Source organism: Leptotrichia sp. OH3620_COT-345, from assembly GCF_003932895.1.
Taxonomy (GTDB): domain Bacteria; phylum Fusobacteriota; class Fusobacteriia; order Fusobacteriales; family Leptotrichiaceae; genus Pseudoleptotrichia.
Map to the genome: position 1 here is coordinate 42,426 of NZ_RQYW01000005.1, position 20,399 is coordinate 62,824.

19 protein-coding genes, 1 tRNA gene and 1 other annotated feature are annotated in these 20,399 nt (G+C 32.2%); of the genes, 19 read left to right on the plus strand and 1 reads right to left on the minus strand.

From position 1 onward, the window contains the following. Positions 1 to 3: 3 nt before the first annotated feature. The 4 genes from EII29_RS04245 (at position 4) to EII29_RS04260 (ending at position 5,020) form a co-directional block, all read left to right on the plus strand. Complete coding sequence (locus tag EII29_RS04245; protein WP_125236300.1) at positions 4 to 849, plus strand: TrmB family transcriptional regulator; 846 nt, start codon at positions 4 to 6, stop codon at positions 847 to 849. 133 nt (positions 850 to 982) lie between these two features. Beyond that, complete coding sequence (pdxS, locus tag EII29_RS04250) at positions 983 to 1,858, plus strand: pyridoxal 5'-phosphate synthase lyase subunit PdxS (protein ID WP_125236301.1); 876 nt, start codon at positions 983 to 985, stop codon at positions 1,856 to 1,858. Then, positions 1,858 to 2,439 carry a pyridoxal 5'-phosphate synthase glutaminase subunit PdxT gene (gene pdxT / locus EII29_RS04255; protein ID WP_125236302.1) on the plus strand — a complete coding sequence of 194 codons (582 nt, stop codon included), beginning with the start codon at positions 1,858 to 1,860 and terminating at the stop codon, positions 2,437 to 2,439. The genes pdxS and pdxT overlap by 1 nt, the downstream gene beginning before the upstream one ends. 118 nt (positions 2,440 to 2,557) lie before the next feature. Continuing rightward, positions 2,558 to 5,020 carry a glycogen/starch/alpha-glucan phosphorylase gene (locus EII29_RS04260; RefSeq protein ID WP_125236303.1) on the plus strand — a complete coding sequence of 821 codons (2,463 nt, stop codon included), beginning with the start codon at positions 2,558 to 2,560 and terminating at the stop codon, positions 5,018 to 5,020. Positions 5,021 to 5,607: 587 nt separating this feature from the next. On the opposite strand, the gene malQ is transcribed toward EII29_RS04260, so the two are convergent. Continuing rightward, positions 5,608 to 7,098: a 4-alpha-glucanotransferase gene (gene malQ, locus EII29_RS04265; protein ID WP_125236304.1), complete on the minus strand. Its 1,491-nt coding sequence runs from the start codon at positions 7,096 to 7,098 to the stop codon at positions 5,608 to 5,610. A 205-nt stretch (positions 7,099 to 7,303) separates the two neighbouring features. Here malQ and EII29_RS04270 point away from each other — a divergent pair, with 205 nt between their 5' ends. The 15 genes from EII29_RS04270 (at position 7,304) to EII29_RS04340 (ending at position 20,268) form a co-directional block, all read left to right on the plus strand. After that, entirely contained in the window at positions 7,304 to 7,867 is a 564-nt protein-coding gene (locus EII29_RS04270; RefSeq protein ID WP_125236305.1) for a hypothetical protein, read from the plus strand. 24 nt (positions 7,868 to 7,891) lie between these two features. Continuing rightward, positions 7,892 to 8,701, plus strand: a complete 810-nt coding sequence (locus EII29_RS04275; RefSeq protein ID WP_125236306.1) for a hypothetical protein — start codon at positions 7,892 to 7,894, stop codon at positions 8,699 to 8,701. A 110-nt stretch (positions 8,702 to 8,811) separates the two neighbouring features. After that, the gene (locus EII29_RS04280; RefSeq protein WP_125236307.1) at positions 8,812 to 9,021 is read left to right on the plus strand and encodes a DUF1858 domain-containing protein; all 210 of its coding nucleotides are present in this window, start codon (positions 8,812 to 8,814) and stop codon (positions 9,019 to 9,021) included. Positions 9,022 to 9,324: 303 nt separating this feature from the next. Continuing rightward, complete coding sequence (locus EII29_RS04285; RefSeq protein ID WP_125236308.1) at positions 9,325 to 10,617, plus strand: OmpP1/FadL family transporter; 1,293 nt, start codon at positions 9,325 to 9,327, stop codon at positions 10,615 to 10,617. A gap of 69 nt (positions 10,618 to 10,686) precedes the next feature. Beyond that, positions 10,687 to 11,754: a multifunctional transcriptional regulator/nicotinamide-nucleotide adenylyltransferase/ribosylnicotinamide kinase NadR gene (nadR, locus tag EII29_RS04290; RefSeq protein WP_233573254.1), complete on the plus strand. Its 1,068-nt coding sequence runs from the start codon at positions 10,687 to 10,689 to the stop codon at positions 11,752 to 11,754. A 252-nt stretch (positions 11,755 to 12,006) separates the two neighbouring features. Then, positions 12,007 to 12,156 (plus strand): 50S ribosomal protein L33, encoded by a 150-nt coding sequence (gene rpmG / locus EII29_RS04295; RefSeq protein WP_006807173.1) that lies wholly within the window; start codon positions 12,007 to 12,009, stop codon positions 12,154 to 12,156. Between the two features lie 27 nt (positions 12,157 to 12,183). Beyond that, a tRNA-Trp gene (locus tag EII29_RS04300) sits at positions 12,184 to 12,259 on the plus strand. A 24-nt stretch (positions 12,260 to 12,283) separates the two neighbouring features. After that, positions 12,284 to 12,499: a preprotein translocase subunit SecE gene (gene secE / locus EII29_RS04305; protein WP_125236309.1), complete on the plus strand. Its 216-nt coding sequence runs from the start codon at positions 12,284 to 12,286 to the stop codon at positions 12,497 to 12,499. Positions 12,500 to 12,527: 28 nt separating this feature from the next. Next, the gene (gene nusG / locus EII29_RS04310) at positions 12,528 to 13,118 is read left to right on the plus strand and encodes a transcription termination/antitermination protein NusG (protein ID WP_125236391.1); all 591 of its coding nucleotides are present in this window, start codon (positions 12,528 to 12,530) and stop codon (positions 13,116 to 13,118) included. Between the two features lie 95 nt (positions 13,119 to 13,213). Next, positions 13,214 to 13,639, plus strand: coding sequence for a 50S ribosomal protein L11 (rplK, locus tag EII29_RS04315; protein WP_125236310.1), 426 nt, complete (start codon positions 13,214 to 13,216; stop codon positions 13,637 to 13,639). 167 nt (positions 13,640 to 13,806) lie between these two features. After that, complete coding sequence (gene rplA, locus EII29_RS04320; RefSeq protein ID WP_125236311.1) at positions 13,807 to 14,514, plus strand: 50S ribosomal protein L1; 708 nt, start codon at positions 13,807 to 13,809, stop codon at positions 14,512 to 14,514. 71 nt (positions 14,515 to 14,585) lie between these two features. Further along, positions 14,586 to 14,753, plus strand: a sequence feature (ribosomal protein L10 leader region). Between the two features lie 10 nt (positions 14,754 to 14,763). Continuing rightward, the gene (gene rplJ / locus EII29_RS04325; protein ID WP_125236312.1) at positions 14,764 to 15,306 is read left to right on the plus strand and encodes a 50S ribosomal protein L10; all 543 of its coding nucleotides are present in this window, start codon (positions 14,764 to 14,766) and stop codon (positions 15,304 to 15,306) included. 44 nt (positions 15,307 to 15,350) lie between these two features. Next, on the plus strand, positions 15,351 to 15,725 hold the full coding sequence (gene rplL, locus EII29_RS04330) for a 50S ribosomal protein L7/L12 (protein WP_125236313.1): 375 nt from the start codon (positions 15,351 to 15,353) through the stop codon (positions 15,723 to 15,725). 204 nt (positions 15,726 to 15,929) lie between these two features. Further along, positions 15,930 to 19,376 (plus strand): DNA-directed RNA polymerase subunit beta, encoded by a 3,447-nt coding sequence (rpoB, locus tag EII29_RS04335; RefSeq protein ID WP_125236314.1) that lies wholly within the window; start codon positions 15,930 to 15,932, stop codon positions 19,374 to 19,376. A gap of 109 nt (positions 19,377 to 19,485) precedes the next feature. Beyond that, positions 19,486 to 20,268 carry a BPL-N domain-containing protein gene (locus tag EII29_RS04340; RefSeq protein ID WP_125236315.1) on the plus strand — a complete coding sequence of 261 codons (783 nt, stop codon included), beginning with the start codon at positions 19,486 to 19,488 and terminating at the stop codon, positions 20,266 to 20,268. The last annotated feature ends 131 nt before the right edge of the window (positions 20,269 to 20,399 follow it).

Here is a 20,399-nt window from a genome sequence, read left to right on the forward strand (position 1 = left end):
GTTATGGATATAATATCAGAGTTACAACAATTCGGTTTTTCAAAAATTGAAGCGAAAGTTTATATGGAAGTTTTAAATGCTCCCATGTCAAACGGTACTCAGATTTCAAAAAAAAGAGATATTTCAAGAAGTGCCGTTTATAATGCTCTCGAAAAATTATGTGATAACGGTTATATTTATATAGTTCCTACTGAAGAAGACAAAAAAAATTATATAGCAGCCGATCCGATGGAGATAATTTCAAAGTTAAAGGAAGAGTGGGACAGTAAAGCTGAATTTCTTGAAAAAGAATTTTTAAAAATAAGAGGTAAGATGGAAAAAACAAGAAGTTATGAACTGTACACTGAAAAAAGTCTTATTTTAAAAATAAAGGAAATGATAGAACATACTTCCGGTGAAATATATATAAGTACAAATATTGACCTTTATTTACTTAGAGAAGAAATTTTAAAAGCAATAAAAACAGGGATAAAAATATTTATTTTTAATCATGGCGAAATAGTAGTCGATTTTAATAAGGAAATAAGCAAATCCGGAAATATATTTGAAAACTACAATATGTATAACCTTAAAATATATAATGCAAATAGCAAATTTTATCCAAAAAATGAACAAAAAGAAATAATTATAGTGTCCGATATGGTAACAGGATTTTCTTGTGAAGAAACAGGAGAAAATTTTGCAGGACTGTTTACAGAAAATAAATTTCTCGTAAAAATAATGGCGGAAAACATTCATGATAATATATATATCAATAAAATAGAAAGAATATATGGAGATGAAATATTTGATGAAACGGTTCTGGATACGTTTTTTGAAAAGTATAGAAGGAATAAGAAAGAACAGTAAGAATATTCAAAATGGAAAAAGTTTCCATTACACTGTAAATTAATGATAAAAACATAATAATTTTAATTGAAAAAATTAAAATTTAGCAATATAATAATATATAAAATCTATATTTATTAAGGAGTTGATTTTTATGTCTGAAACAAGATACGAATTAAACAAAAATCTTGCACAAATGCTGAAAGGTGGGGTTATTATGGATGTTTCCACACCGGAACAGGCTAAGATTGCTGAAAGTGCAGGAGCAGCAGCAGTAATGGCATTAGAAAGGATTCCGGCAGATATAAGGGCAGCAGGAGGAGTTTCAAGAATGAGTGATCCTAAAATGATTAAAAGTATACAGGAAGTTGTTTCAATTCCTGTAATGGCAAAAGTGAGAATAGGACACTTTGTAGAAGCCCAGATTTTGGAGGCTATTGAAATAGATTATATTGATGAAAGTGAAGTTCTGTCTCCTGCTGACGACAGGTTTCATATTGATAAGAAAAAATTTAAAGTACCTTTCGTATGCGGTGCAAAAGATTTGGGAGAAGCATTAAGACGTATAGCTGAAGGGGCTTCGATGATAAGAACAAAGGGAGAACCGGGAACAGGGGATATTGTTCAGGCTGTCAGACATATGCGGATGATGAATCAGGAAATTAGAAGGATACAGAATATGAGAGAAGATGAACTTTATTTTACTGCAAAGGAACTACAGATATCCCTTGATTTAATCCTTTTTGTACATGAAAACGGCAAACTTCCTGTAGTAAATTTTGCTGCGGGAGGTGTGGCAACTCCTGCTGATGCTGCATTAATGATGCAACTTGGAGCTGAAGGTGTTTTTGTGGGTTCAGGTATTTTTAAATCAGGAGATCCTGAAAAAAGAGCTCAGGCTATTGTAAAAGCCGTGACAAATTATAATGATCCGAAAATACTGGCTGAAATTTCCGAAAATTTAGGAGAAGCTATGGTCGGTATTAATGAAAGTGAAATTCAATTACTGATGGCTGAAAGAGGGAAATAATGAAAATAGGGATTTTGGCTTTACAGGGAGCTTTTATTGAGCATGAAAAAATTCTTAGAAGCTTAAATGTTGAAACAGTACAGATTAGGAAAAGAAAAGATTTGGAAGATAATAAAATCGACGGTCTTATTTTACCCGGAGGAGAAAGTACGGTTATGGGAAAACTTCTCCATGATCTGAACTTATTTGAAAGTCTTAAAAAAATGATTGCAGAAGGACTGCCTGTTTTTGGGACTTGTGCAGGTATGATATTACTTGCCCGTGAAATTGAAAATGATACTGCAAGATATTTCGGACTGATGAATATTAAAGTAAAGAGAAATGCGTATGGCAGACAACTCGGAAGTTTTTTTACTGAAAATGAATTTAAACATGTAGGTATTGTACCTATGACTTTTATTCGTGCCCCGTTTATTTCAGATGTAGGAGAAAATGTGGAAATTCTTTCTAAAGTTGATGGAAATATAGTAGCTGCAAGACAAAGTAGTATTTTAGTAACATCTTATCATCCTGAATTAAACAGCAACACAAAGATTCATGAATATTTTCTTGAAATATGTAAAAGTTATGTATTGAAATAGTTAAAAGAAAATCTTGAGTTTTGTGGATAAAAATATGGAAAAAATTATGAAAAATGTGTATAATAACACGATAACAAAAAATATGTACAGAGGAAAGAAAAAATTTTAGGAGGAAAAGATGAAGATTGATAAATCTCAATTAAAAGACAGTATTCTCAGAAAATTAAGGCGGCAGTACGGTAAAACAATAGAGGAAGCTCATGAATACGAGATATACTATGCAGTGTCAAGAGCTATTCTCGACTATATAGTTGAAAACTGGTACAATACAAAAAAAACTTATGCAAAAAAGCAAGTGAAACAAATGTATTATTTTTCTGCTGAATTTCTTATGGGGAGATATTTGGGGAATAATCTGATTAATTTGCAGATAAATGATGCAGTAAGGGAAACACTCGAAGAGTTGGGAGTTGACATTAACAAAATAGAAGATCAGGAAACTGATGCGGGACTGGGAAATGGAGGATTAGGAAGATTGGCAGCATGTTTTCTCGATTCTCTTGCGACTCTTGAGCTTCCGGGAAATGGATACGGTCTGAGATATAAGTATGGAATGTTTGATCAGAGAATAGAAAACGGATTTCAGGTGGAATATCCCGATGACTGGACAAAATTCGGAGATCCATGGTCAATAAAAAGAATGGATAGGGTTTTTGAAGTTAAATTCGGAGGTCAGATAGAAGTACATAGAGATGAAGTGGGAAAAGAATACTTTAAAAGAGTCAATACTGAAAATGTAAATGCTGTAGCTTATGACGTACCGATTATAGGTTACGGAAATGACACGGTAAATACATTAAGACTGTGGGAAGCAAGATCTCCTGAAGGTTTTGATTTGAAACTTTTCAATGATCAGAAATATCTGCTTGCATCTGAAAATGCGGTTCAAGCAGAAGATATATCCAGAGTTTTATACCCGAATGATACTGAAAAGGACGGTAAGCTGTTAAGACTGAAGCAGCAGTTTTTCTTTACTTCGGCTTCATTACAGGATATAGTAAGAAGATACAAGTCACTTTATGGAAATGATTTTTCAAAGTTTCATGAAAAAGTGGCAATACAGCTGAATGATACTCATCCTGTGGTATCAATACCTGAATTAATGAGAATTTTCCTTGATTATGAAAAGTTAAATTGGGTAGAGGCATGGAATATCTGTAAGAATGTATTCTCATATACAAACCACACAATTTTATCTGAAGCATTGGAGAAATGGGAGATTTCATTATTCCAGCCTTTATTACCGAGAATATACCAGATTGTAGAAGAAATAAACAGAAGATTTATGGAAGAATTAAATGAAAAATATCCTGAAGATTGGCAGAAAAAACAGAATATGTCCATTATAGGAAACGGGCAAATAAGAATGGCATGGCTTGCAATAGTAGGTTCTCATACTGTAAACGGAGTGGCAGCTCTTCATACTGAAATTCTTAAAAATTCAGAGCTTAAAGAATGGTACGAGCTTTACCCTGAAAAATTTCAGAATAAGACAAACGGAATTACTCAGAGAAGATGGTTATTAAAATCAAATCCTGAACTGGCTGATTTAATTACAGGTCTTATAGGAGATAAATGGACTACTGATTTATACGAGCTAAAAAAATTGGAACAGTATATGGAAGATGACAGTGTGTTGAACAGGTTAAGTGAAATAAAACTGCATAATAAGCAAAAATTAGCTAAATATATAAAAGAGACAATGGGAATTGATGTAAATCCCGATTCGATATTCGATGTACAGGTAAAAAGACTTCACGAATACAAAAGACAGCTGCTTAATATTTTGCACATAATGGATTTATACAATAAACTGAAAGAAAATCCTTTACTTGATGTAGAGCCCAGAACATTTATCTTCGGTGCAAAAGCGGCGGCAGGATATAGAAGAGCAAAAGGAATAATAAAATTAATCAATTCAGTTGCAGAAAAGGTGAATAACGACTCGGATATTAACGGAAAGATAAAAGTGATATTTCTTGAAAATTACAGAGTATCTCTTGCTGAAAAAATATTCCCTGCTGCAGATGTTTCGGAGCAAATTTCTACTGCAAGTAAGGAAGCATCGGGTACTGGAAATATGAAGTTTATGTTGAACGGTGCGATAACTTTAGGAACTTTAGACGGTGCAAATGTAGAAATTGTCGAAGAAGCCGGAGAAGAGAATGCGTTTATATTCGGACTTAAGGCGGATGAAGTGGCAAGACTGGAAGTATACGGAAAGTATAATCCTCTGGAAGAATACAATGTAGTTGAAGGATTACAAAAAATTATAGATCAGCTTTCAGACGGAACGTATGATGATAATCATACAGGGATATTCAGAGAACTTCAGTCATCCTTATTATATGGAGCTGACGGAGGAAGACCTGATGTATATTTTGTGTTAAGAGACTTCTCATCATACAGAAATGCACAGGTAGAATTACAGAAAGCATACAAAGATAAAAGAAAATGGGCACAAAAAATGCTTAAAAATATAGCAAATGCAGGTAAATTCAGCTCCGACAGAACAATAACGGAATATGCAAAAGATATATGGAATATACATCCTGTCAAAGTTGAAGATTATATAGACTAACAATATGAGGGCTCGTTATGCCCTCATATTATTTATACCAACTTTTTTCAAAAAAATTTGATAAAAATTTTTTTATTCTTTTTAAAGAAGATTTGATCAAAAAACCATTCAATTCAAATTTTACTGAAGCTCAAAAATGACTACGCTCACTTTATGCATTCTTCATGCAGTAAAATTTGAATGTTGAGGAGGAATTGAAAGATAAAGAGAGTGCTTTTAAATAAAAGCGCAGTTAAATTGTAACGGTAGTAGAAATATATACTTGAATTGTAATTAAAAATCCAACATTCGAATTATTTCAACGAAAAAATACGGGAATAAACGTAAAGAAAAATCACTGTCTGAGCATAGCGAGTTTGTGATTTTTCAGTAAATGGAGTATTTTTGAGTTTGGAAATAATTTGAGTTGGGAGTTTTTTGTCAAACTTTTTTACAAAAAAGTTTGGATTATTCCAAGTGTGAAGTGTGAAGGCAACTATGGAGCTCACACGGCTTTCAAAAAGTGTAGAAAAAAGTTTTGGCTCATTTTTTAATAAAATTTTAAAAGAGCTATTTCAATTTGTTATTTTTTGAAATAGCTCTTATTTTTATCTTCCGTACATTTTAGTAATTTTAGCAATTTTTTCGGCAAGTTCATCAGTCAGCATATTTTCCTCCAGTCTCCATTGCCAATTTCCGGAAGCTATACCCGGAGTATTTATTCTCGCTTCACTTCCCAATCCGAGAAAATCCTGAATAGGAGCTATTGCCATATCGGCAACTGAACGCCATGCGCCTTTTATCATTCCCCAGTTCATTTGGGAATTATCACTTATATTCAAGTATTCCTTTGCAAAATTTCTGTCATTTTCATTTGCTTTGTCAAACCATCCTGCCAATGTGTCGTTATCATGTGTTCCTGTATAAACTACACAGTTTTTTACATACGTATGAGGCAAATAATCATTTTCTTCTCCCGAATCAAAAGCAAAACCTAAAATTTTCATTCCGGGAAATCCTGTTTCTTCTCTAAGGTTAATTACTTCAGGAGTCATAAAACCCAAATCTTCAGCAATAATCGGTAATTCCCCCAATTGATTTTTAATAGCACTAAAAAGAGAAATTCCCGGTCCTTTCTGCCATTCTCCGTTTTGAGCTGTATCATCACCGAAAGGCACAGCCCAGTATGATTCAAAACCTCTGAAATGATCAATTCTGATAATGTCGCATATTGATAAATTTGCTCTGACTCTCTCTATCCACCATTTGTAATTTGTTTCTGCAAGCTTATCCCAGTTATATAAAGGATTTCCCCAGAGCTGTCCCGTTTCACTGAAATAATCAGGTGGAACACCTGCTACTTTTACAGGGTTTAAATTATGGTCAAACAGAAAAATTTCCGGATTTGCCCATGTATCGGCACTGTCAGCCGCCACAAATATAGGAATGTCTCCTATAATTTTTATTCCGTTTTCATTGGCATATTTTTTTATTTCAAACCATTGTTTGAAAAACAGATATTGAATAAATTTCTGAAATTCAATTTCGTCATAAAGCTCTTCCCTGTATTTATTTATTGCTTCAATATTTCTCAGCTTAATATCTTCAGGCCATTGTCCCCATTGCAGTCCGTTAAAACGGTTTTTTAAAGAAATGAACATTGAATAATCTTCAAGCCATGAGCTGTTTTCTTCCTTGAATTTATGAAATTCATTTTTCAATTCAGTGAAATCTCCTAACTTAAAGTTGTTAAAAGCTTTTTTGAGTAATGGAAATTTCTGATTATATATTGCTCCGTAATCAATATATTCAGGATTTTCTCCCCAGAATGTATTGTCAAAATCTTCGTTTGGTAACAATCCGTACGAAATTAACGTATCAAAATCAATCAAATAAGGATTTCCTGCAAAAGATGAAAATGACTGATAAGGAGAATCTCCGTACCCCGTAGGACCTAAAGGAAATATCTGCCATAATTTCTGATTTGATTTTTTCAGAAAATCAATAAATTTCATTGCTTCGTGTCCTAAAGTTCCTATCCCGTATTTTCCGGGCAAAGATCCAGGATGAAGCAGAATTCCCGAACTTCGTTCAAACATATTTTTCCTCCTTAATTAAAAATTATTTTATAACTATAATATACATTATATTTCTCAAAAAGTCTAATTAAGTTTTTAATTAAAAGCCGAATAATTTTATATAAGCAAATCAGTATTATGAAAATTTGACAAGCCTTCGTACTTGTTGTAAAATATATAATAAATGAAAAATTTGGGAGTTGATGTCGATGTCAAATAAGCCGACTTGGAAAGAAGTTTTGAAAGAGTATCATTCCATAAAAAAGCGGAAATTGAAAAAATAAATAACAAAAATCTTAGCCGAAATCCTAATTACAAAGGGGAAAGAGATAATTTCAAATCGGAAGGCTACAAGTTCTACAATCCTAATAATTTTACAACAAAGCCTCAGGAAATTTATAGAAATCTCGATGAAAAAGAAAGATTAAAAGAGATAAACCGGAGAAGAAAAGGTTGGACTATGGATGAAAAAAAAGAGGAATATAAAGTACTTCCTTTAAATGCCACTATTACTATAGGACAAGCTACTGAAAGCCGGAAAAGCTTGGATGACAGAACAGTAAAAGCGGAAGTGAGAAAGAGAACGGAAAACGGAAAAAATATCAATATGGCTATAAAGACATTAAAAAATTTCAATATTGACGATATGAAAAGTAAAATCGAAGTAATACAGGCATTTAACAGTGACACATATGTTTTAGAAAATTTTAATAACCTAAGAAATGGAATAATTAATAAAAGAAACGGAATGTTTGAAAAATTTCTGGAACGGTATGAAATACTTGAGTAACTTCATATTGATTTAGAAGCGGGAATGTCCGCATTGGTAATAGGAAACAGAAAAACAAAAACTGTGGAAATAATATTCGGTGCAAGTCAGGATCCGAGCAATATATTCAGAAAAGATGAACCGAGAAAGCTAAAAAACTTTAAAGGGAGTGAAAAACTGAAAAGATATATAGAAAGAGGAGAGAATGCCAAATATGCCACTATGGATTGGGCTGGAAATAATTTGAAATCCCCCGTTGTAACGCCGCCCAATCAAAAAGCGGCTTTAAAGTTTGCTGAAGAAATACAGGGAAAATATAAAAACGGATATAACGGCTATATAACATTGACAGATACAAACGGACACTCGGAAGGAGGAGGAGAGTCGGTATATACAGCTTCCGGACTTAATTTAAGGTGTTTTACGATAGATTCTACACCTGTCATTAATCCCGGAAGATATATAAATAATAATGAATTTTTAACTATAGTGCCTAATATGGGAAACGGAACATTAACTGCAACTGAAAAAGTGAAAGGAACGGCATTTCACATTGCAAAATTTAAAATAGGAACAAGCGGAAAAAGAGAATATAAATTTTTAAATACCCTTGCAATTCCTGTAGAATATGATCGTGAAAGAGAACAAAGGATAAAAGAAATATTTAAAGACAATAAAACGGCACTGATATTTTTGGATAGTTTTAAACAGCATTGTCCCGATAATGAACTGGATATAGAAAGGATTGAAGAGTTACAAAGATATGCAGAAAAAATAGCACCAGAATTTTATGAAAAATATAAAGCCGGTGGATATATTGACAGAAAAGAGCCTGAAAATGTATTTGTAAGATAAATAAAAATTTTAATTTTTTTTTCTCCTGATTAGTTTTTTGTAGATGAAATATTGACTTGAAATATTTTATCTGTTATACTTAAAATAGATGTTCGGGAGGTGTAGATATAATGGCAAAAGTAGATAAAGATATGAATATAATGGAAGCTGTTGAAAGATATCCTATAATTGCACAAGTTTTAATGAGATATGGATTAGGTTGTGTAGGATGTATAATTTCAAGTGCTGAAACATTAGGTGAAGGTATTGCGGCACATGGACTAAATCCTGATATTATAATTGAAGAAGTAAATATGATATTGGAAAAACAGGAAGGATAAATCTAATAACGACTGTTTTGAAGAAACTATAAAGTTTCTATTAAAACAGTTGTTTTTTTATGTTTCTTTGAATTAAAGAAATTTAATTAAATTATTCAGTTTTTTAAATTGGTAAAATTTATAGAAAATAATAATTAAAATATTTAAGAATAACATTTAATAAAAATTCTATTTTATTAAAGAGGATATATAAAAAAAATTTCAGAATTAAAATTGACAAATAAAAAAACTGGTGTTATATTATAATGTGATCAACATCAAGTTATTATAAAATGAAATATAAAGTAAAAGTAAAGGAGAAATATGAAATTAAAAATAGCTATTATGTCATTATTGGCAAGTACGATTTTAAGTGCGGCAAGTATTGATTACTTGTCAAATAATTCCGCCTCATTTTTTCAAAATCCATCACAGACGGGGAAAATAACTGTAGAAGGAGTATTTTATAACCCGGCGGGAACGGTATTTTTAGAGGATGGGATATATCTCAATGCAAATATGCAAAATTCTTTAATTGAAGAATCGATGATATTAAAAGGAAAGAAATACGGTTCAAAAACTTATGCAGGTGCACCATCCTTCAATGTTTTATATAAAAAGGATAATTTTTCAATATTTGGAAATGCAAGTGTTATAGCCGGTGGGGCTACATTAAAATATAAAGAAGGTGTAGCAGGAGTACAACTTGCCGGAGATGCTTTCAATCAACTTACAGGAGGACGTCTCGGAGCTAAACTTATTGAAAATAATTTCAAAGGACAAAACAGATATTACCAATTAATGACAGGAGGAGCTTATAGAATAAATGATAAGTTTTCAATAGCCGGAGGGCTGAAATATGTACTGGGAGTTAGAAAACTTAAAGGGAATGCATCATACAGCTACAATCCTCTTGTAGGAAGGGTGATAGGACTTAGCGGAAATGAGCTGCACCTTGATTCGGAAAGGACAGCGAGCGGTATAGGCGGAGTAATAGGATTTGATTATAAACCTACTGATACATTGAATTTCGGATTAAAATACGAAACTCCGGTAAAATTGAAGTTCAAGGCTAAGGCAAGTGAAGTAAAGGGAATGTCCGTAGCAGGAAAGCCTCTGGGAATTTCATTTTTTTATCCTGAGTATGCAGATGGAGCAAAATACAGAAGAGATTTACCGGGAGTATTATCATTAGGAGTTTCTAAGGATATGGGGAAATTTACATATTCGGCAGGATATATCCATTATTTCAATAAAGCTGCAAAAATGGACAGATTTAAATATAAAAACGGTCATGAACTAAATTTGGGTCTGGATTACAGAATAAACGATAAATTTATATGGCATGCAGGGTTTAACTATGCGGATACGGGAGCACCAAGAAATACATTTAATGATGTTGAATATGGAGTTAACTCTCAAATATATGCTACAGGGCTTACATATAAGCCTACTGAAAATTCTGAATGGAAATTCGGTATAGCACATGTTTCATATAATTCGGCAAACGGAGAAAAAGAAAAAACTTTACTTCCGGGAGTGTCTCTTGATAAATCCCAAGTAAAATATGATAAATCTATAAATGTATTTACTGTAGGATATACACATAAATTTTAATAATATTTCAGAGGGACTTTTTAAATAAAGTCCCTTCTTTAAAAAAAACAAGAAATGGGGAATAGTCAATTGGAAAGAAATTCGGAAGAAATGAAAAATAAAGAAAAAATAAAAAATGGAATAGTTTTCGGGAAATTTTATCCTCTACACATCGGACATGTGGATTTTATCCAAAAAGCAGTCGGCATGGTAGATAATTTGTATGTAACAGTGTGTACAGATAAAGAACGTGATATAAATTTGTTTAAAGAATCAAAAATGAAAAAAATGCCTACAGCTCAGGATAGGATAAAATTTTTGGAACAAACTTTTAAATATCAGGACAATATTAAAATTCTTCATTTGAATGAAGAAGGAATACCTTCTTATCCTAATGGATGGAAAGGATGGAGTGACAGGGTAAGAGAACTTCTTTTAAAGAATAATATAAAGATAGATACGATTTTCACTAATGAAACACAGGATGTAGAAAATTATAGAAAAAATTTTATAAACTTAAATGATGTCAAAGAGATTTTTAACAATGAACTTGAAATTATTACAACCGATATCGCGAGGAATAATTTTAGGATAAGTGCAACGGAAATAAGAAGAAATCCATATGAAAATTGGATTTTTATACCGAAATATGTAAGAAGATTTTTTGCTTTGAAAGTAGCGATAATAGGTTCTGAAAATGCGGGAAAAACTAATTTGACACATAAGTTGGCAAATTATTTTAACACTTCTTTTGCAAGAGAACACAGAAAAGAGTTTATAAAAAATCATTCTAAAATTTTAGGATACGAGGATTACAATCAAATAGTGCATAAACAAAATCAGGAAATAATAAATTCAGTAAAAAATTCAAATAAAATATCTATTATGGATACTGAATACCTGACATTACAAACATATTCTTTAATAGATACGGGAAAAGAAAATAAAGAGATACAAAAATTTATAAAAAACAGTAATTTTGATATAATAATTTATATAGATAAAAATAATAACAGCAGATTTGACAATCAATTAAAAAAATTACTTGAGAAATACAATATAAAATATTTTATTCTTCCTTTTAATAAGAAAAAAAATAATTTTACAGAAGTTTATAACAAAAGTACAGAAATAATAGAAAATTATATTGGAAAATAAATTTAAGATTTTACTTTTTAATTTACGCAGTGATAAATATGTACTAAACGTCAGGTAAATGATTTCGGCTTAAAGCTGTAGAGATATTTAAAAAATAAATATTGACAATGATAGATAATTTTAAAAAAAGAGAAAGTGGGAGTATAATAAAACTATCAGAAAAAATACTTGACAATGAAATATTCTTATGATAGAATGATCAAGCTAGTTTATTCTGGTAATACCAATAATTTATTGGGAGGGATAGAAAACATGAGAGTACAAGTTATTTTAGAATGCACGGAAACAAAATTAAGACATTATGTTACAACTAAAAACAAAAAGACTCATCCTGAAAGACTGGAAATGAGAAAATATAATCCGGTGCTGAAAAGACATTCTCTATACAGAGAAGTTAAATAATAATTTAGAAATACACTAATATGAAATAGGTCAGTAGCTCAATTGGTAGAGCATCGGTCTCCAAAACCGAGGGTTACGGGTTCGATTCCTGTCTGACCTGCCATTTTAATTTTATGGAGATGTTTTTATGAGTAAATTTAATATATCGGAAACATTTAAAAACCTAATCACTGAATACAAAAAAATATACTGGCCAAATAAAAATGAAATTTTTCATGTAACTATAATAGTTCTGCTTATAACTTTGTTTGTTGCTTTATGTATATTGTTTTTCGATAATTCATTTGATTTTATACTTAATAGGTTGACTGCTATTTTAAAAAGTTTTTTAGGAGGCAGATAAAGTGAGTAATAAAATAAATGAAGAAGTTATGAATGAAGAGGTTATATATGAAAAAAAGTGGTATATAATCCACACTTATTCCGGTTATGAAAAAAAAGTGGCGACTGACCTGGAAAAAAGAATTGAGTCGCTAAATCTCACAGACAGAGTTTTCAGAATACTTGTTCCTGAAGAAGAAGTCCTTGAAGAAAAAAGAGGAAAGATGGTAAAAGTTCCCAGAAAGCTTTTTCCAAGTTATGTAATGGTAGAAATGCTGTCAATCAAGGAAGAAAATGAATTGGGATTAGGATATCGTGTAGATAGTGAAGCGTGGTACATTATAAGAAATACAAACGGTGTTACGGGATTTGTAGGGGTAGGAAGTGATCCTATACCGTTATCAGATGAGGAAGCTGAAGAACTTCTGTCAAAAATAGGAATTACCGATGAAAATAAAGTGAAGTATAATATTGACTTTGAAATCGGTGAAAAAGTAATAGTAAAAAAAGATTCATTCTTAGATCAGGAAGGAGAAGTGTCCGAAATAGATTATGAGCATGGAAGAGTAAAAGTTATGCTTGAAGTTTTTGGAAGGCTGACTCCTGTAGAATTTGAATATAATGAAATTGAAAAGAAATAACAAACCAAGAGTATTTAAAGAATAATGTTAGCAAAACTTTAATTTTAAAGAAAAGTGGGAGATTTAAAAAATTCAATTACCACAGAGGAGGAAAAATGGCTAAAGAAGTAATCGGAAAGATTAAATTACAATTGGAAGCAGGGAAAGCAAATCCTGCACCACCTGTAGGACCTGCATTAGGACAGCACGGAGTAAATATTCCTGAATTTTGTAAAGCATTTAATGCTCAAACTCAAGATAAAATCGGATTTGTAATTCCGGTGGAAATATCAGTTTATGCAGATAGAAGTTTTACATTTGTATTGAAAACACCACCTGCATCGGATCTTTTGAAAAAAGCTGCTAAAACTCAAAAAGGAGCTGCTAATTCAAAAAAAGATACAGCAGGAAAAATTACAAAGGAACAATTGAAAGAAATTGCTGAAACAAAGATGCCTGACTTAAATGCGGGAAGTCTAGAAGCAGCTATGAACATAATTGCCGGGACTGCAAGAAGTATGGGAATAAAAATAGAAGAATAAGATTATATAGATTAAATATATAAATATATTCGAAAAGTTTTATATAAAATTAAAATATGAAACGGAATTGAAATCAAATAAATCAAATTTATTGTAAATATGTGAATAATTATTATATTAAGTGGAAGGTTTTTGAAAACCAATGACCACAGAGGAGGAAATAATAAATGGCAAAAAGAGGAAAAAGATATAATGATATCTCTCAAAAAGTGGATAAAATGAAGGTTTATACTCCGGAGGAAGCACTTGAACTGGTTTTTGACACTAAAAGTGCTAAATTTACAGAAACTGTTGAACTGGCAATCAGACTTGGAGTAGATCCGAGACATGCTGATCAACAAGTAAGAGGTACAGTAGTATTACCGCATGGAACAGGAAAAACAATCAAAATACTTGTAATTACTTCAGGTGATAACATCCAGAAAGCATTGAATGCAGGAGCGGATTATGCCGGAGATGATGAATATATATCAAAAATTCAAGGCGGATGGATGGACTTTGACTTAGTAATAGCGACTCCCGATATGATGCCTAAATTGGGGAAATTAGGGAAAACATTAGGGACTAAAGGATTAATGCCTAATCCTAAATCAGGAACGGTTACAACTGATGTTGAGAAAACAGTAGAAGAATTTAAAAAAGGTAAAGTAGCATTTAAAGTGGATAAATTAGGATCAATTCACCTTCCAATAGGAAAAGTAAATTTTGATAAGCAGGCTATAGTTGATAATTTTAAAGTAGCTTTAGATCAGATAATAAAATTAAAACCTGCAGCTTCAAAAGGACAATATTTAAGAACAGTTGCCATATCATTGACTATGGGGCCGGGAATTAAAATTGATCCGCTATTGGCTGGGACTTTTGCTACAAAGTAATTAAAAAAATCTTGACTTTTAAAAGAAAAAAAGTTATAATTCTTTGTCAGGAAAATTTAAAGTAGTTTCAAATTTTTTTGAATAAATAACCAAAGACAGTAGGTAGACATGTTCTATAAACCCTACCGAGGTAATAATCATATACAGAATTTAAATATAATTTTATTGTATTATACATTCGTTTTAGATATATACCTCTGGGCTTATTGTTTTTGTTTCAGAGGTTTTTAATATGAGGAGGTGAATAAATTGCCGGCACAATCAAAATTAGAAGCAGTTGAAAAGCTGACTGCCAAATTGAAAGATGCTAAAGCAATGGTTTTTGTTGATTATAGAGGAATCAGCGTAAATGAAGATACTGAACTGAGAAAACAAGCAAGAGAATCAGGAGTTGAATATTTTGTAGCTAAAAACAGACTTATGAAAATAGCTTTGAAATCAGTAGGTATTGACACGAACTTTGATGATTTATTAGAAGGTACAACATCATTTGCAATAGGTTATGAAGATGGAGTTGCACCATCCAAGTTGGTATTTAATTTCGGTAAAAAACTGAAAGATAAATTGATTATCAAAGGCGGAATGTTAAGTGGAGACAGAGTTGATACTGATACTGTTGAAGCATTGGCTAAACTGCCGTCAAGAGAAGAGTTACTCGGTCAGATTGCGTATGGACTACTTTCTCCTGTCAGAATGTTAGCTGTAGGATTATCAAACTTAGCTGAAAAAATAGAGTCAGGTGAACCGTTAGAAGCAAAAACTGAAGTGACAGAAGCTGTAGAAGCAAATTAATTAAAAATAAAAAACATGAATAAATTATTAGGAGGATAGAAATAATGGCATTTAATAAAGAACAATTTATAGAAGATTTAAAAAGCATGTCTGTACTTGAATTAAAAGAAGTAGTAGAGGCAATCGAAGAAACGTTTGGAGTTTCTGCACAACCTGTAGCTGTCGCGGGAGGAGCTGCAGCAGGAGGAGCAGGAGCTGCTGAAGAAAAAACAGAATTTGATGTAATTCTTGTATCTGCAGGAGCTGCGAAACTTGCAGTTATTAAAGAAGTAAGAGGAATAACTGGATTAGGTCTGAAAGAAGCTAAAGAATTAGTTGAAGCCGGAGGAAAAGCAGTGAAAGAAGGGGTTTCCAAAGATGAAGCTGAAGCTTTAAAAGCACAGCTTGAAGGTGCAGGAGCAACTATAGAATTAAAATAGCAATAAACAATTTATAGTAAAGACACTCTTCTTAGAGAGAGTGTCTTTTTCCACTATAAAATTGAGTAGATTACCATAAAAGGCGGAAAGCCTTTGTTTATAAGTTGTTAAGATGTCGGAATTTATTCTTTGTTGTATTAATTTTTAAGTTAAAATTAAATTAATTCGAGGATATGTTCTTTAATATAGGGAGGAATTTTTTAAATGAACAAACTTATTGAAAGATATAGTTTTGGGAAAATAATAGATAGAGGAGAAATGCCTCATTTTTTGGAATTTCAAATAAACTCTTATGAAGATTTTTTACAAGCTAAAGTAATACCGCAAAAAAGAGAAAATAAAGGCTTAGAGGGAATTTTCAATGAAATTTTTCCAATTGAATCAAGTAACGGTTTATTAAAACTGGAGTATTTATGGTATGAAATACATGATAACGACGAACCTCTGAATGACGAACTGGAATGTAAAAAAAGAGGAAAAACATATTCAGGACAGTTAAAAGTAAGACTAAAACTGACAAATAAAAGAACTCAGGAAATACAGGAAACATTAGTACATTTTGGAGATATACCGTTAATGACTGAGCAAGCTACATTTGTGATTAACGGAGCTGAAAGAGTCGTTGTTTCACAATTACATAGATCGCCGGGTGTCACTTTTAATAAAGAGTTAAATATTCAAACTGGTAAAGATGTGTTTATTGGGAAAATAATTCCGTATAAAGGAACATGGCTGGAGTTTGAAACTGATAAAAACGATATTTTAAATGTAAAAATTGATAGAAGAAAGAAAGTATTAGCTACAGTGTTTTTAAAAGCTGTGGATTTTTTCAATGATAATGCGGAAATAATGGATGAATTTTTTGAAGTGAAGGAAATAGAATTGACTCCTCTTTATAAAAAATATAAAGGTGAGGAGCTTGAAGATATACTTAGAAGCAAGCTTGAAGGAAGCTTTAATAAGGAAGACATTTTAGATGAAGAAACCGGGGAATTTATTTCTGAAGCTGAAGAACTTATAGATAGTGTAGTTGTTGAAAAATTGATTGAAAATAAAGTCGAAAAAATAAAAATGTGGGAAGTAAAACCTGAAGACAGAGTAATAGCTAATTCACTAATACATGATAGCACAAAGACTAATGATGAGGCAGTTATAGAAGTATTCAGAAAATTGAGACCGGGAGATTTGGTAACTGTAGAAAGTGCCAGATCACTTGTAAAACAGATGTTCTTTAATCCTCAAAGATATGATTTGGCAAACGTGGGAAGATATAAAATAAACAAGCGCCTTAAACTTGACTTACCCGAAGATGAAATAGTACTGACGAAAGAGGATGTACTTCAGACAATAAATTATGTAAGAAACCTTGCAAACGGAGAAGGATATACAGATGATATTGACAATCTTTCCAACAGAAGGGTGAGAGGAGTTGGAGAATTGCTCTCTATACAGGTTAAGGGTGGAATGATGAAAATGGCTAAAATGGTTAAGGAAAAAATGACTATTCAGGACATTACGACTCTAACACCTCAAAGTTTGCTAAACACAAAACCTTTAAATGCTCTAATTCTTGAATTTTTTGGAAGCGGACAATTGTCTCAATTTATGGATCAATCGAATCCTCTTGCCGAACTGACACATAAAAGAAGAATATCAGCATTGGGACCAGGGGGACTTTCAAGAGAAAGAGCGGGATTTGAAGTTCGTGACGTTCACAATTCACACTATGGAAGAATTTGTCCTATAGAAACACCGGAAGGACCAAACATAGGTCTTATAGGGTCTCTTTCCACATATGGGAAAGTGAATAAATACGGATTTATAGAAACTCCGTTTGTAAAAATAGAAAATGGAAAAGCAAATTTTAATGACATAGAATATTTAGGTGCGGATGAAGAAGAAGGGCTTTTTATTGCACAGGCTGATACACTTATTGATGAGGACGGGAATTTTTTGACTGATGAAGTTGTATGTAGATATGGTGAAGAAATAGTTCATATTGAAAAATCAAAGGTAGATCTTCTGGATGTTTCGCCTAAGCAGCTTGTATCAGTATCGGCAGGATTAATACCATTTCTTGAACATGATGATGCCAACAGGGCACTAATGGGATCAAATATGCAACGACAGGCTGTGCCTCTATTAAAAACCGAAGCACCTTATGTAGGAACGGGGCTTGAAAGAAAAGTGGCAATAGATTCGGGAGCGGTAATAACTTCAAAAGCTACAGGAAAAGTTACATATGTCGATGCAAATAAAATTATAGTGACTGATAAAACGGGTAAAGAATATACTCACAGATTACTGAACTTTGAAAAGTCAAATCAATCAATGTGTTTACATCAAAAGCCTATTACTGATGTAGGTGTAAAAGTAAAAAAAGGTGATATTATTGCAGACGGACCTTCAACAGCCGGAGGAGATTTGGCTCTCGGAAAAAATATACTTTTGGCATTTATGCCTTGGGAAGGGTATAATTTCGAGGATGCGATTTTAATATCTGAAAGACTGAGAAAAGATGATGTATTTACGTCACTCCACATAGAAGAATTTGATATTGAAGCGAGAACTACAAAACTTGGAGATGAAGAAATAACAAGGGAAATTCCTAACGTTTCTGAAGAAGCATTGAGAAACCTTGACGAAAATGGAATAATAAGAATAGGTGCTCATGTAACTCCTGATGATATTCTTGTGGGAAAAGTAACACCTAAAGGTGAAAGTGAACCTCCTGCAGAAGAAAAACTTTTAAGGGCTATTTTCGGAGAAAAGGCAAAAGATGTTAGAGATACATCATTAAGATTGCCTCACGGAGTAAAAGGAACAGTTGTAGATGTCCTTGAATTATCTAAAGAAAATGGAGATGATTTAAAGGCAGGAGTAAATAAACTTGTAAGAGTATATATAGCAGAAAAAAGAAAAATAATGGTTGGAGATAAAATGTCCGGACGTCATGGAAATAAAGGGGTTGTTTCAAGAGTATTGCCTATCGAAGATATGCCGCATTTGGAAAATGGAACTCCGATAGATGTATGTATAAATCCTCTTGGAGTACCGTCACGTATGAATATAGGGCAGGTATTGGAAGTGCATTTGGGGCTTGCCATAGGAGATATTGATAAATATGTAGCGACACCTGTATTTGACGGAGCGGGAGAAGAAGATGTGAAAGACTATCTGGAAGAAGCGGGATACAGCCGAACGGGTAAAGTAAAGCTTATAGACGGAAGAACGGGAGAACCTTTTGATAATCCCGTAACAGTTGGAAGAATGTATATGCTGAAACTTCATCACCTTGTTGAAGATAAAATGCATGCAAGAGCAATAGGACCTTATTCACTGGTAACTCAACAACCTTTGGGAGGAAAAGCACAGTTTGGAGGACAAAGATTGGGAGAAATGGAAGTATGGGCTCTTGAGGCATACGGAGCTTCAAATATACTTCAGGAAATGCTTACTGTAAAATCTGACGATATAAGCGGAAGAACAAAAACATATGAAGCAATAGTAAAAGGACAATCGATGCCTGAAGCCGATGCACCTGAATCATTTAAAGTATTAATAAAGGAATTTCAGTCTTTAGGACTTGATGTAACTCTTTACGATAAAGAAGGAGAAGCAATAGAACTGGATAAAAATACAGAACTGTAATTGCATTTAGGATAGAAATTGTAAATTTTAAAATTGATTTATAAGGTATATTAAAGTTTAAATTAGTATAAATTATAACTGAAATATTTTAAAAATAATTCGGAGAAAAATGAAAAGACGGATATTAATTTATGCAGATGAAGGAACAAGTGAAATCGGTGTTTCTTCTCTGCTTACGGCATGTAAAACTAAATTGGGACTGGAAGCAAAGAGAGTCAGTTCAGAAGATATAAAAAACGGAATTTTAAAAACAACAGATATATTTGTAATCCCGGGAGGAGCAGACATACCTTACTGTAAAAAATTGAACGGTGAAGGAAATCGGAAAATAATCGAGTATGTAGATGCAGGAGGTCTATATATAGGTATTTGTGCAGGAGCTTATTATGCTTGCCGAAGAATAAATTTCAAAGGTGAGGAGTATACTATTAAAGGTGAAAGGGAACTCGGATTTTTTCAAGGAACTGCAAAAGGTTCTCTGGCTTCATTGACAAATGGGAATTATTTTAATGAAAAAAGCAATTCCAAGAAAATGGTTTCATTAAAATTCAAAGGAAAATCTGAAATATATAAAAACGAAGTGTATTATTATCATGGCGGACCTACATTTATTCCGGATAAGGAAGGGAAAATTGATAATAAATATAGCGAGAGAAATTATCAAATAATAGCCCGATTCAGAAATGGAATGCCTGCAATAATAGCAGGTACAAAAGGTAAAGGAAAATATTTTTTATCAAGTATACATTTCGAATTACAGAAAAATATCTATGAGGAACTGGTTGTAAAAAAAACAGGTAAAGCTGACTATCCCATAGAAAAAGAAATATGCAAATATATGAAGAGTAACTACGGAGACAGAATTTGGGAAGAAATAAGAAAAATAATCTGATAAAAATTTAAAAATTATCAATTTTATAAAAAATATATCGAAAACATACTGTAAATAACAAATTCAAAATTATAAATTATTTAAAATTTACAAAAATTATTCAAACTTTAAAGATATAGTTTTGCCGTTTT

Coding starts and splice junctions, on each gene's coding strand:
- EII29_RS04245 (WP_125236300.1), top strand. CDS start 4: ATGGATATAATATCAGAGTTACAACAATTCGGTTTTTCAAAAATTGAA.
- pdxS (WP_125236301.1), top strand. CDS start 983: ATGTCTGAAACAAGATACGAATTAAACAAAAATCTTGCACAAATGCTG.
- pdxT (WP_125236302.1), top strand. CDS start 1,858: ATGAAAATAGGGATTTTGGCTTTACAGGGAGCTTTTATTGAGCATGAA.
- EII29_RS04260 (WP_125236303.1), top strand. CDS start 2,558: ATGAAGATTGATAAATCTCAATTAAAAGACAGTATTCTCAGAAAATTA.
- malQ (WP_125236304.1), bottom strand. CDS start 7,098: ATGTTTGAACGAAGTTCGGGAATTCTGCTTCATCCTGGATCTTTGCCC.
- EII29_RS04275 (WP_125236306.1), top strand. CDS start 7,892: ATGTCCGCATTGGTAATAGGAAACAGAAAAACAAAAACTGTGGAAATA.
- EII29_RS04280 (WP_125236307.1), top strand. CDS start 8,812: ATGGCAAAAGTAGATAAAGATATGAATATAATGGAAGCTGTTGAAAGA.
- EII29_RS04285 (WP_125236308.1), top strand. CDS start 9,325: ATGAAATTAAAAATAGCTATTATGTCATTATTGGCAAGTACGATTTTA.
- rpmG (WP_006807173.1), top strand. CDS start 12,007: ATGAGAGTACAAGTTATTTTAGAATGCACGGAAACAAAATTAAGACAT.
- secE (WP_125236309.1), top strand. CDS start 12,284: ATGAGTAAATTTAATATATCGGAAACATTTAAAAACCTAATCACTGAA.
- nusG (WP_125236391.1), top strand. CDS start 12,528: ATGAATGAAGAGGTTATATATGAAAAAAAGTGGTATATAATCCACACT.
- rplK (WP_125236310.1), top strand. CDS start 13,214: ATGGCTAAAGAAGTAATCGGAAAGATTAAATTACAATTGGAAGCAGGG.
- rplA (WP_125236311.1), top strand. CDS start 13,807: ATGGCAAAAAGAGGAAAAAGATATAATGATATCTCTCAAAAAGTGGAT.
- rplL (WP_125236313.1), top strand. CDS start 15,351: ATGGCATTTAATAAAGAACAATTTATAGAAGATTTAAAAAGCATGTCT.
- rpoB (WP_125236314.1), top strand. CDS start 15,930: ATGAACAAACTTATTGAAAGATATAGTTTTGGGAAAATAATAGATAGA.
- EII29_RS04340 (WP_125236315.1), top strand. CDS start 19,486: ATGAAAAGACGGATATTAATTTATGCAGATGAAGGAACAAGTGAAATC.